14 protein-coding genes are annotated in these 11,798 nt (G+C 68.6%); 11 read left to right on the top strand and 3 right to left on the bottom strand.

The features are described 5' to 3' along the window. The first annotated feature begins 46 nt into the window (after positions 1-46). From AWH51_RS08320 to nhaA, 5 genes are all read left to right on the top strand, one after another. Positions 47-1,576 carry a SulP family inorganic anion transporter gene (locus AWH51_RS08320; protein WP_063071616.1) on the top strand — a complete coding sequence of 510 codons (1,530 nt, stop codon included), beginning with the start codon at positions 47-49 and terminating at the stop codon, positions 1,574-1,576. A gap of 217 nt (positions 1,577-1,793) precedes the next feature. After that, positions 1,794-2,348: a hypothetical protein gene (locus AWH51_RS08315; protein ID WP_131798121.1), complete on the top strand. Its 555-nt coding sequence runs from the start codon at positions 1,794-1,796 to the stop codon at positions 2,346-2,348. After that, positions 2,341-2,652 carry a hypothetical protein gene (locus tag AWH51_RS08310; RefSeq protein WP_131798120.1) on the top strand — a complete coding sequence of 104 codons (312 nt, stop codon included), beginning with the start codon at positions 2,341-2,343 and terminating at the stop codon, positions 2,650-2,652. Before AWH51_RS08315 ends, AWH51_RS08310 begins: the two co-directional genes overlap by 8 nt. Positions 2,653-2,794: 142 nt before the next feature. Then, entirely contained in the window at positions 2,795-2,962 is a 168-nt protein-coding gene (locus tag AWH51_RS16280) for a hypothetical protein (protein WP_175345492.1), read from the top strand. A 67-nt stretch (positions 2,963-3,029) separates the two neighbouring features. Beyond that, positions 3,030-4,331, top strand: coding sequence for a Na+/H+ antiporter NhaA (nhaA, locus tag AWH51_RS08305; RefSeq protein ID WP_063071613.1), 1,302 nt, complete (start codon positions 3,030-3,032; stop codon positions 4,329-4,331). A 30-nt stretch (positions 4,332-4,361) separates the two neighbouring features. Here nhaA and AWH51_RS08300 read toward each other — a convergent pair whose 3' ends face one another. Continuing rightward, positions 4,362-4,712 carry an ArsR/SmtB family transcription factor gene (locus tag AWH51_RS08300; protein ID WP_063071612.1) on the bottom strand — a complete coding sequence of 117 codons (351 nt, stop codon included), beginning with the start codon at positions 4,710-4,712 and terminating at the stop codon, positions 4,362-4,364. Between the two features lie 104 nt (positions 4,713-4,816). On the opposite strand from AWH51_RS08300, the gene arsB reads away from it, so the two are divergent. Genes arsB through AWH51_RS08285 form a run of 3 tightly spaced genes read left to right on the top strand, consistent with a single transcriptional unit; the run spans position 4,817 to position 7,735 of the window. Beyond that, positions 4,817-5,926, top strand: a complete 1,110-nt coding sequence (gene arsB / locus AWH51_RS08295) for an ACR3 family arsenite efflux transporter (protein ID WP_063071611.1) — start codon at positions 4,817-4,819, stop codon at positions 5,924-5,926. Positions 5,927-5,955: 29 nt separating this feature from the next. Next, positions 5,956-6,381 (top strand): arsenate reductase ArsC, encoded by a 426-nt coding sequence (locus AWH51_RS08290; protein WP_063071610.1) that lies wholly within the window; start codon positions 5,956-5,958, stop codon positions 6,379-6,381. 28 nt (positions 6,382-6,409) lie between these two features. Next, the gene (locus tag AWH51_RS08285; RefSeq protein ID WP_063071609.1) at positions 6,410-7,735 is read left to right on the top strand and encodes an FAD-dependent oxidoreductase; all 1,326 of its coding nucleotides are present in this window, start codon (positions 6,410-6,412) and stop codon (positions 7,733-7,735) included. A gap of 82 nt (positions 7,736-7,817) precedes the next feature. Here the strand turns inward: AWH51_RS08285 and AWH51_RS16275 are convergent, their stop codons facing one another. Continuing rightward, positions 7,818-7,979 carry a hypothetical protein gene (locus AWH51_RS16275; protein WP_175345491.1) on the bottom strand — a complete coding sequence of 54 codons (162 nt, stop codon included), beginning with the start codon at positions 7,977-7,979 and terminating at the stop codon, positions 7,818-7,820. Between the two features lie 201 nt (positions 7,980-8,180). Here AWH51_RS16275 and AWH51_RS08280 point away from each other — a divergent pair, with 201 nt between their 5' ends. The 3 genes from AWH51_RS08280 to AWH51_RS16035 all read left to right on the top strand — a co-directional run bounded on the left by AWH51_RS08280 (position 8,181) and on the right by AWH51_RS16035 (position 10,752). After that, positions 8,181-9,026 carry an endonuclease/exonuclease/phosphatase family protein gene (locus AWH51_RS08280; RefSeq protein WP_063071608.1) on the top strand — a complete coding sequence of 282 codons (846 nt, stop codon included), beginning with the start codon at positions 8,181-8,183 and terminating at the stop codon, positions 9,024-9,026. Next, on the top strand, positions 9,020-9,670 hold the full coding sequence (locus tag AWH51_RS08275) for a hypothetical protein (RefSeq protein WP_063071607.1): 651 nt from the start codon (positions 9,020-9,022) through the stop codon (positions 9,668-9,670). Before AWH51_RS08280 ends, AWH51_RS08275 begins: the two co-directional genes overlap by 7 nt. Before the next feature lie 71 nt (positions 9,671-9,741). Beyond that, positions 9,742-10,752: a DUF6414 family protein gene (locus AWH51_RS16035; protein WP_131798119.1), complete on the top strand. Its 1,011-nt coding sequence runs from the start codon at positions 9,742-9,744 to the stop codon at positions 10,750-10,752. Between the two features lie 124 nt (positions 10,753-10,876). On the opposite strand, the gene AWH51_RS16030 is transcribed toward AWH51_RS16035, so the two are convergent. After that, positions 10,877-11,764, bottom strand: coding sequence for a hypothetical protein (locus tag AWH51_RS16030; protein WP_131798118.1), 888 nt, complete (start codon positions 11,762-11,764; stop codon positions 10,877-10,879). Positions 11,765-11,798: the final 34 nt, after the last annotated feature.

The following is an 11,798-nucleotide window of genomic DNA, read 5'->3' as shown; positions in this document are numbered from 1 at the left end:
CCGGCGCCCTCCCGCCCCCTGCACCCGCCACCGCCCCGGAGTCGTCATGCCCGCAGCCCCCGCCCCCGCCGTCCGCACGCCCGCGGTGCGCCACGGCAGCCCGACCGTCCTCGAGGCGCTCAAGAACCCGCGCCTCCTCAGCCGCGAGGTGCTCGCCGGCCTCGTCGTCGCGCTCGCGCTGATCCCCGAGGCCATCTCGTTCTCGATCATCGCGGGGGTGGATCCGCGCGTCGGCCTGTTCTCGTCGTTCGTGATGGCCGTCGCCATCGCGTTCCTCGGCGGCCGGCCCGCCATGATCACCGCGGCCACCGGCGCCGTCGCGCTCGTCGTCGCGCCGCTCGTGCGCGACCACGGCCTCGACTACCTCATCGCCACCGTCATCCTCGGCGGGCTCTTCCAGATCGTGCTCGGCCTCCTCGGCGTCGCGAAGCTCATGCGCTTCGTGCCGCGCAGCGTGATGGTCGGGTTCGTCAACGCGCTCGCGATCCTCATCTTCTCCGCGCAGATCCCGAACCTCGTCGGCGTCCCGTGGCTCGTGTACCCGCTGGTCGCGGTGGGCATCGTGATCATGGTCGTGATGCCGCGCTTCACGAAGGCCGTGCCCGCGCCGCTCGTCGCGATCATCGTGGTCACCGTCGCGACGGTCGCCACCGCGCTCGCCGTCCCGACCGTCGGCGACGAAGGCGCGCTGCCCGACAGCCTGCCGACCCTCTTCATCCCGGACGTGCCGCTCACGCTCGAGACGCTGCGGATCATCGCGCCGTACGCGCTCGCCGTCGCGCTCGTGGGGATCCTCGAGTCGCTGATGACCGCCAAGCTCGTCGACGACATCACCGACACCCCGTCGCGCAAGACCCGCGAGACGCTCGGCCAGGGCGGCGCGAACATCCTCTCGGGCCTCTTCGGCGGCATGGGCGGCTGCGCGATGATCGGCCAGACGATGATCAACGTGAAGGCGTCCGGCGCCCGCACCCGCATCTCCACGTTCCTCGCGGGCGTGTTCCTGCTGATCCTCGTGGTGGGCCTCAGCGACGTCGTCGCGATCATCCCGATGGCCGCGCTCGTGGCCGTGATGATCATGGTCTCGTTCGGCACGTTCGACTGGCACAGCATCCGCCCGTCGACGCTGCGCCGCATGCCCGTGGGCGAGACGCTCGTGATGGTGCTCACCGTCGTGATCGTCGTGATCACCGACAACCTCGCCATCGGCGTCATCATCGGCGTGATCGCCGCGATGATCGTCTTCGCCCGCCGGGTCGCGCACTTCGCGACCGTGGAGCGCTCGGAGCGCACCGCCGAGGATGGCACGCCCGTCGCGCACTACGCCGTCATCGGCGAGCTGTTCTTCGCCTCCAGCAACGACCTCACGACGCAGTTCGACTACGCCGCCGACCCCGAGCGCGTCGTCATCGACATGTCCGGCTCGCACGTGTGGGACGCCTCCACGGTCGCCGCGCTCGACGCGATCACCACGAAGTACGAGCGCCACGGCAAGCGCGCGGAGATCACCGGCATGAACGACTCCTCCGCCGCGATGCACGGCCGCCTCGCCGGGAACCTCGGCGCCGGGCACTGACGGGCACGCCCCGACGGGTGGTGCCCCATCGACCTGCGACCGCCCTCAGAGGGAGCTCCGCCGCCTGCGACTTCCGCGTGCCGCTTGCCTGTGTATCAGACCGGCGGGAGCACCGCGCTCTGAGTTGGCTTGTCGTCATTCAGCACATAGGGCGGATGCGCCCCGGGCGACGAGCCCTGGTGCGCACTTCCGCATGATCCTCGTGAGGAGCGGGAACATGAAGATGCATCAGAAGATCCTGGCGGCGGCGATGGTCACGGCCGCGATGATCGGCCCTGTGTCCGGGGCCCAGGCAGCGACGCGTGCCAGTACGGGCACGCCGCCAGGCCTCGGAGACGAGAAGCTGAGCGCGACCACCATCGCGCTGTGCAACGCCGGATTCGGTGATGTCAGTGTCCAGTCGTGGGATGTGACGGCAGGGCATCTCGACATGTTCTGTGGGGACAAGGACGATGACGACACGTGGGTGAGCGGCTACAACCACATCCGCGATCGTCACCAAGGGGACTGGCAAGCCATCGTGGACAGCGCCGGAGGAGGCGGGAACTGGGACGATCTCATGATGTTCATGACCGATCAATCCATTCGTGCTGACGATCCGGAACCGGAAGGCGACAGCAAGCTGTGCTACTCGACGTCCATCGAGATCCACGATGAGGATGGTGCGCTTCTGAGCGTCTACAACCCGACGGTCATCGTGTCTGCGAACACTCGGAAGGTCATCACCTCGTATCCGACCATCGTCCCGGATTGCGCAGGCGTCCGTGACTGAGAAGAGCACAGATGCACGTCGACGCCCCCTCCGACTCTCCGTCGACTACGGGCAGAAATGGCCACTGAATGATGGCATCGGCGTCGGGCCGCCTGTGGCGTGGGACGAGGTGGTCACGCCGGAGCTGAAGCAGCGGTTGGTCGACTGGGCGACGTTCTTCCGACAGCATGCCGACGAGGAAACGGGTTTGTTCGGGTCCGAGGAGCGGCGTCGTTGGTTCCAACGCGAGGGTTTCCGCCTCCTGAAGGAGCTGCAGGCGCAGGCCGGAGATCGCTTCGACTTCACCATCGACCTCTGGTTCTGACGCGTGGCGCGCAGGGACGGATGCGGTCCATGCATCGCATCCGTCCCTGCAGGGGACAGGCAGAGCCGCGAGAGCCGCTTGACACCGTGCCGCCACCGATCCCCCACGGGGCAGCCACTCGCCCGCCGGTTACGCTGGATCCGTGCCCCACCTCCTCGACGCCGCGACCCGACGCGCCCGCGTCGGCCGCCAGGCGTACCCGAACCGGCTGCTGCTGACCAAGCGCACCTCGGGCACCAACGGGTGGATGAGCCTCTGGGGCAGCAACGCGCACGGCGAGATCGCCGGCTGCCCGCCGCCAGCCGCGTAGGCCGCTCCCGTCGATCACGGCGCCAGAGCGGGGACGCCCTGCTCGCGCTCGTCGACGGAAGACGCACATGACCTCCTCTGCACCCCTGCCCGCCCCTCCGCACGTGCCCGCCGCGCCCGGCCGCGGCGCCCGGCTCGCCCGGTTCCTCAGCCGCGACACGACCGGCGGGATCCTCCTGCTCATCGCGACCGTGCTCGCCCTCGTCGTGGCGAACAGCCCGGCTGCCGACCTCTACGAGCGCGTCCGCGGCTTCGAGTTCGGCCCCGAGGCGCTGCACCTCCACCTCAGCGTCGGCACCTGGGCCGCCGACGGCCTGCTCGCGATCTTCTTCTTCGTCGTCGGCCTCGAGCTCAAGCAGGAGTTCGTGGCGGGGTCGCTGAGGGATCCGCGCGTCGCGACCCTGCCCATCGCGGCGGCGGTCGGCGGCGTGATCGTGCCCGCGGTGATCTTCACGCTGATCAACCTCGGCGCCGGGCCCGAGGCCCTGCAGGGTTGGGCGATCCCCGCCGCGACCGACATCGCGTTCGCGGTCGCCGTGGTCGCCGTGGTCGGCAAGCGGCTGCCGCCCGCGCTCCGGACGTTCCTGCTCACTCTCGCGGTGGTCGACGACCTGCTGGCGATCACGATCATCGCCGTCTTCTACACGGCGGGCATCGCGTTCGTGCCGCTGCTGCTGGCGCTCGTTCCGCTCGCCGCGTTCGGGATCCTCGTGCGCCGCGGCGTGCGGGCCTGGTACGTGCTCATCCCGCTGGGCGTCGCGGCGTGGGCGCTCGTGCACGCGTCGGGGATCCACGCGACCATCGCCGGCGTCGTCCTCGGGATCCTGGTGCCCGCCGTCGCGACCGCCCGCGCCGGCGTCACGCACCGGGACGCCGACGGGCACGAGGAGCGGCACGCCCTCACGCACCACTTCGCCGAGCGCTGGTCGCCGGTCTCCTCCGGCGTCGCGGTGCCGGTCTTCGCGTTCCTCTCCGCCGGGGTCGCGGTCGGCGGGCTCGACGGGCTGCGGGAGTCGCTGTCCGACAGCGTCGCCATCGGGATCGTCGTGGCGCTCGTCGTGGGCAAGGCCGCGGGGATCACGGGCGCGTCGCTGCTCGTGACGCGCCTGCCGGGCATCCGCCTCGACCCGACGCTCCGCTGGCCCGACGTCGTGGGCCTCTCCTTCGTCGCGGGCATCGGCTTCACGGTCTCGCTCCTCGTGGGCGAGCTCGCCTACGGCACGGGCAGCGCGCAGGACGACGTGGTGAAGGTCGGCGTGCTCGTGGGCTCGCTGATCTCGGCGGTCGTGGGCGGGACGATCCTCGCCGTGCGCGGGCGGCGGCTGCCGGCGGAGGCGCGGGGCGACGGGGCCGGATCCGCGGACGCCTGAGGGCGACCGCGCAGCGCTCCTCGGCCGGGCTCAGACGGTGCGGAGCAGCCCGGCGAGCGCGTCGAGGGCACCCGGCACGAGGCGGTAGTAGGCCCAGCTGCCGCGCTTGTCCCGGCTGAGGATCCCGGCGTCGACGAGCACCTTGAGGTGGTGCGAGACCGTCGACTGGCCGAGGCCGAGCGGCTCGGTGAGGTCGCACACGCAGGCCTCCTGGCCGTCGTGCGCGGCGACCATCGAGATGAGGCGGAGCCGGGCGGGGTCCGCGATCGCGCGGAGCGAGCGGGCGAGCTTGTCCGCACCGTCGGCGCTCATGACCTCCCGCGTGAGCGGCGCGCAGCACGCGGTCACGTCCGTGAGGGGGAGCATGTCGAGGACGGCCATGCGCTCGATCCTCGCACACATTGACAGTCGTCGATGGGTTACGTCATGCTCAGGTCATCGACGCACGTCGATGACCCGCCGATCGGAAGTCGCGACACCCCTCGATGCCTCCTGCTGCTCCCGCTCCCGTCCGCCTCGGCACCACCGACCGGCTGCTGCCGGTGTGGATCCTCGCCGCGATGGGCGCCGGCCTCCTGCTGGCGGTGTTCGCGCCGGCGATCGGCGAGGCGCTGCACGCGTCCAGCATCGGATCGGTGAGCGTGCCGATCGCGGTCGGGCTGCTGGTGATGATGTACCCGGTGCTCGCGAAGGTCCGCTACTCGGACGCCCGCGCCGTCGCGGGCGACCGGCGCTTGCTGATCTCCTCGCTCGCCATGAACTGGATCGTCGGCCCCGCGCTGATGTTCGCGCTCGCCTGGTTGCTGCTCCCGGACCTGCCCGAATACCGCACCGGGCTCATCATCGTGGGCCTCGCGCGCTGCATCGCGATGGTGCTGATCTGGAACGACCTCGCGTGCGGCGACCGGGAGGCGGCGGCGTTCCTCGTCGCGGTCAACAGCGTCTTCCAGGTGCTCGCATTCGGCGCGCTCGGCTGGTTCTACCTGCAGCTCCTGCCGTCCTGGCTGGGGCTTCCGACCACGAGCGCGGGGTTCTCGTTCTGGGCCATCACCGCATCCGTGCTCGTGTTCCTCGGGATCCCGCTGCTCGCCGGGTACCTGTCCCGCCGCATCGGCGAGAAGGCCCGCGGCCGTGCGTGGTACGAGGACCGGTTCCTGCCGAAGGTCGGGCCGTTCGCGCTCTACGGGCTGCTGTTCACGATCGTGATGCTCTTCGCGCTCCAGGGGCAGCAGGTCATCGACCGTCCGCTCGACGTGGTTCGCATCGCGATCCCGCTGGTCATCTACTTCGCCGTCACGTTCCTCGCCGGGTTCCTGCTCGGCAAGGCCGTCGGGCTGGGCTACGAGCGCACCACCACGCTCGCCTTCACCGCCGCGGGCAACAACTTCGAGCTCGCCATCGCGGTCGCGATCGGCACGTTCGGCGCGACCTCCGGGCAGGCCCTCGCGGGCATCGTCGGCCCGCTGATCGAGGTGCCGGCGCTGCTCGCGCTCGTCTACGCCGCCCTGTGGCTGCGCCCGCGGCTGTTCCCAGGACGCGCCCCCGATGCGGCCCAAGCCGTCCCTGCGCTCGACCCGGTCGCCGACCGAGCCTGACGTCCACCCCATCCGCCGAGGAGACCCCGATGACCGACACCGCCACCGCCACCGCCCCCACCGTCCTGTTCGTCTGCATCCACAACGCCGGCCGCTCGCAGATGGCCGCCGGGTACATGCGCGAGCTCTCCGGCGGCGCCGTCCAGGTCCGCTCCGGCGGCTCCGAGCCCGGCGACCAGATCAACCCCGTCGCGATCCAGGCCATGGCCGAGGAGGGCATCGACATCTCCCAGGCCGTCCCGCAGCTCATGACCACCGAGCAGGTGAAGGACTCCGACGTCGTCATCACCATGGGCTGCGGCGACGTGTGCCCGGTCTTCCCCGGCAAGCGGTACGAGGACTGGGAGCTCACCGACCCCAAGGGCAAGGCCCTCGACGAGGTCCGTCCCATCCGCGACGACATCAAGGACCGCGTGCGGCAGCTCCTCGCCGAGCTCCTGCCCGCCACCCGCTGATCCACCCACCACCTCCGAGGAGCCCCGCATGTCGATGACGCTGACCGTCCCGCCCCGCACCGACGAGCGGCGCCTCGCCGGCCTGCCCGTCGCGATCATCGGCGCCGGCCCCGTCGGGCTCGCCGCGGCCGCGCAGCTGCTCGAGCGCGGCATCGAGGTGACCGTCTACGAAGCGGGCGACACCGCGGGTGCCGCCGTCCGGCGGTGGGGCCACACGCGCCTGTTCTCCCCGTGGGAGTTCCTCGTCGACGACGCCGCCGCGCGGCTCCTCGACGCCGCCGGATGGGACGCGCCCGCGGCGAAGCGCCTGCCGACCGGGCACGACCTCGTCGACGCCTACCTCGCCCCGCTGGCCGCGACGCCGGAGCTTGCCCCGCGGATCCGCTACGGCGCACGGGTGCGGGCGGTGACCCGGCAGGGCATGGACCGCACCCGCTCCGCCCGGCGCGGATCCGCCCCGTTCCTCCTCCGCCTCGAGTCGGCCGCGGGGACCGAGGACGTCCTCGCCCGGGCCGTCATCGACACCTCCGGCACCTACTCCTCCCCGAACCCCCTCACCTCCGATGGGCTCACACCCGCGGTCCCCGCCGAGGTCGCCGACAAGATCAGTCACGCCCTGCCCGACGTCCGCGGCGCGGATCGGGCGCGGTTCGCGGGCCAGCACGTGGTCGTCGTCGGCGCGGGCCACTCGGCCGCGAGCACCCTCGTCGCGCTCGCCGCCCTCGCCCGCGAGGAGCCCGGCACCAGCATCACCTGGGCCATCCGCTCCACGACGCCCGTCCGCGTCTACGGGTCCGCCGGGGACGAGCTGCCCGAGCGCGGTGCCCTCGGCGGGGTCGTCCACGACCTCGTCCGCCAGGGCGTGATCACCCTCGTCGACCGGTTCGAGATCGACCGGGTGGCGTCCGCCGAGGACGGCCGGGTCGCGCTCGTCGGGCGGCGCCGGGACGAGCTGCACCAGATCGAGGCCGACGTCGTCGTCAACGCCACCGGGTTCCGCCCGGACCTCGGCATGCTGCGCGAGATCCGGCTCTCGCTGGACGAGATCGTCGAGGCGCCGCGCCTGCTGGCCCCGCTGATCGACCCGAACCTGCACTCCTGCGGCAGCGTCCCGGCCCACGGTGTCGCGGAGCTCGCGCACCCCGAGCCTGGGTTCTTCATCGCCGGCATGAAGAGCTACGGCCGCGCACCCACGTTCCTGCTCGCCACCGGCTACGAGCAGGTCCGCTCCATCGCCGACGAGCTCGCCGGCCGCCACGACGCCGCCCGCCGCGTGCAGCTCGTGCTGCCCGAGACCGGCGTGTGCTCGACCGACGTCGGCAGCGGATCCGACGGGGGTGGCTGCTGCGCGTGATCCGCAGCCGCGCCCGCCCGGTCGCGTCCGCCGAACTCCAGGTTGATCTGGACGACCGCCTCGTAGGAGAGGGCGACGACCATCAGGCCAGGCGGCGGAGCAGCTCCGCGTGTCGCTTGGCGAGGATGCGGGCGACCCTCATGGTCTCCTCCACCGACGCGACACGGCCGTCCGGAGGAGACTCGATCGCGGACTCAGGCTGGCTCACGCTCGCCACCTGCTTCTCGCTCTCACCGCGCACCATGACGAGGAGGGTAGGCGACCGGAGATCACAGATCCAGGTCCACGGCACGCTGGTACATTCTCGGCGTACGCCCCAGGACCATTCGGCCGCGCCGGACTCCTGGGGCGATCGTCTTCTCCGGCCGCAAGGAGCACGCACGCGCCCGGTGACGGATCCCCGCCAGCCGCGGACGCCGCCGCCGCGCTGGGGGACGATGGATCCATGACCCCGAGCGCCGACGGCACCCTCCAGGACGGGCGGGCGCTGATCGGCCCGGTCGAGGCACCCGAGCTGCACGTGATCACGTACAACATCCGGCGCCTGTTCCGCCGCTACCGGCCGGGCAGCCCCGACCGCTGGGCTGACCGCGAGCCGCTCCTGGCCGAGCTCCTCCAGCGCGAGCAGCCGGCGATCCTCGGCACGCAGGAGGCGATGCCCACGCAGGGCCGCGCGCTGTCGCACGCGCTCGGGCGGCACTACCGGCGGATCGGGCACGGCCGCAACGCCGACGGCCACGGCGAGGGCTGCCCCACCTTCTACGACACGCGCCGCCTCGAGCTCACGAGCTGGCGGCAGGTCGCGCTGTCGGACACGCCCGCGGTCGCCGGATCCCGCAGCTGGGGCAACATGGTGCCGCGGATCGCCGTGGTCGCCGACTTCCTCGACCGCGCGACGGGCCTCCCGCTGCGTCACGTGAACACGCACTTCGACCACCTGTCGTGGCGGTCGCGCGAGGAGTCCGCGCGGATGATGCTCGAGATCGTCGCCGAGGTGCAGGTGCCCACGATCGTCTCCGGCGACACCAACGCGGGCGTCGACACCGCGCCGCACCGGCTGCTCGTGGAGTCGGGCGCGCTCGTCGACGCGTGGCCCGCCGCGCGCGAGCGCCTCACGCCCGAGTGGGGCACCTGGTCGAACTACAAGGCTCCGAAGCGCACCACACGCCGGATCGACTGGATGCTCGTGACGCCCGACGTCGAGGTCGAGCGGGTCGGCATCAACACCACGCGCGTCGGCGGCCGCGCGCCGAGCGATCACGAGGCACTGCAGGCGGTGGTGCGGTGCTGACGGATCCGACCCCGCCGGACGCGCCGACCCCGCCCGAGGACGTCGCGGCCTTCGCCGGGCTGGCCGGGCTCACCTTCCTGCAGCCGCCGCGCGGGATCACGGCGATCCTCGCCGACGCCGTGCGCGTGATCGGGCTGCTCACGTTCCTCTTCTCCGTGTTCGCGTGGACGGGCGTCACCTCCGCGATGTTCGCGCTCGCGCTGCTCGGGATCGTGGCGCCGCGGGGTCTCGGGGCGCGGCCCGGGCTGGACCTCGCGATCGGGATCACTACGCTCGTCTCCGCCGCGAGCAACCGGCTCGACCTCTACGAGCGGCTGCCGTGGTGGGACATCCCCGCGCACCTCGTCACGACGGCGGCCCTCGCCGCGCTCGTGATCCTGCTCGCCGACCGCGCCGGCGTGGTGGTCGACCGGCGGCCGCTGCCCCTCGGGTTCCTCAGCCTCACGGTGGGCCTCGCGCTCTCGGCGCTGTGGGAGCTCGGCGAGTGGGCGGGGCAGACGTGGCTCGACCCGGCGATCCTCACGGGCTACACGGACACGATCGGCGACATGGCGGTCGGCGGGCTGGGCGCGCTGCTCGTCGCGCCGCTCATGCCGATGCTGCTGGCGCGGTCGCGGTGGATCGCGGGGGCGCCCGCGGCATAGAGGCACAGACACGGACGTAGAGTGACGAGTATCGGAATTTCGGCGATGACGCCGAAGCCAATGGAGGATTCATGAGCAACCCAATAACAGGGCAGCACCCGCCTGTAGTCGCGATCTACCAGAACCCTGACCACGTAGCCGGCTTGCTTCAGCAGCTTATGAATCAGCCACTCGTTACGGCCGAGACTCGCCAAAACGACCACGGTAATAGCGATGCCACTTCTCACACTGGGCGGATTGCTGCACAAACATCAGCGAAGGGTTCCATGCCCGGGATAGTCGGGGCGGCAGCTGGAGGCGAAGGCAACCTTTCACGAGACCACGCAACAACTATTACCACAAACTCCCGTTCTTCACAATCGTTCGTGTATTCGCAAGCGTACTATTTGAACATCGTGAGGGCCGCGCTCCGCGACCAGAACTTTGTCACTTATGTTGACGCCTCCTCAGATATGTCATCCCTTATACCCGGCAATTTTATTGAGTATACCGCGACCTTTTCTCCGTCCACCATCCCCGCACTCATGGACGTCCTAACACCAGATCTGATAGCGGCGATAGTCGAGTGGCTGGCCAGAAGGCGTGGTACTGCTGATATCGACTTCACCGTATTCAAAGAAATAAAGTCGCGAGCGCTTGAACTTGACCTGAAAGCGACATCAAATGCTTCACTGGCGCGTCAGATAACGGAGGCCGTAAAGCTTGATTTCAGACAAGAAAAGACACGTGAATTTTACGGCTCCATTCCCACCATCCCCGACTTGACTATGCTAACTATTTGCGATGCATCACACTTCGTTGTCGAGGACGAAGATCGCATCCTCGATGGCTCTTATACCGTATTAGGCAAAGTAACTTCGAGTCTACAGGCCGATCTGCCCGTATTCCAGAGAAACAAACTCATGCGAAACGTGTCCCCTGACGCGGTTGACAAAATGGTCGACTTCATGAAAGAGAAACTTAATAACACGAGAGGCGGGAAAATCGGTGAGACCGACATTGATGAACTATTGGCTATGGATTTAAGCTCCCGAGTGCCCGGCTCAGCGCTCCGAGTAATACCCGTAGCTATCTTTATCTGACACTTGAGCTGCGGGGTAGCGTGAGCCGGCGGACCTCGTAATAGTCTGCGGCGGGGGTGATTGGCATCCATTGCTCCCACAAAGTGCAGTTCGCTCCATTCCGGCAAGGAACTTCGATCTCGCTTTACTGAACAGCACGCGGTTCCCCAGTTGACAGCCTGACCATCACTGCCGCCACCACGTGGAGGGCTAACCACGCATCCGACCTGGTGACTTCTCCATCTCGGTGGAAGTGCGCAGATCCATGAAGAGAGCGATCTGCATTCGTCCAATCAACATATGGAGTGAAGAGCTTGCGATCCGCGGATGTAATGATATTACGCCGCGCGGCTTCGCTCAATTGATCACTTATACTATTCCCTCGGACACCCATCGCCCGGAAAAATTCCTGGAGAGCGGTCGCCGTCTTGGTGATCGCGTCAGCGGGCTGGTTAGAGCCGAGAGCGTCTAACGCAGACTGAAAAGCGCGCAACGCAACTACATACGTAGGGTTTTGGTTCAGCATTTGCATGGCGGGACTAACTACCTGCACATGCAGAAACCCATCACCTCGCGGAATTAAACTTCCATCACTAAATTCCCAATCCACTCGGCCGCTTAACAAGAGATCATTGGCGTAAAGAACGTAAGACTCTGCATCATATTCCGGCGGCTCCCAACCGAACGCTGTTGTAACAGGATCATCGTCGGTTGCCTTTAGTTCCACCAGGGCGTAATAGATAGCCGCGACAATATCAAGTCGCTCCAGCTCATCGCCATCGCCCCTGAGAGCCAGATACGATGCCTCAGCGAATTGCCCCGAATCACTTGAAGTGAGACGGAATTTATCGGCACGCGCGTACGCCCTGTCTGTAGCGTTCGTGACGCTCGGTAGGAACGCAAATATTTTACGTCCGATCGTTGCAGAGCAACCTTGCTTCCAACTGATTCCAGTGTTGGCCTCCTCCTCAGCCTGCCGGCGTCTACGAAGCATTTCCGAGGGAAGGTGGGGAAGGGGCAATGGAGGGCTCATGAGAATGAGCATACGCGGAGGCGAATGGTAACCA

It is taken from the genome of Clavibacter tessellarius (genome assembly GCF_001618005.1).
GTDB lineage: Bacteria > Actinomycetota > Actinomycetes > Actinomycetales > Microbacteriaceae > Clavibacter > Clavibacter tessellarius_A.
Note: the sequence above shows the minus strand (reverse complement) of the source record. Positions and strands in the feature narration are given on the sequence as shown.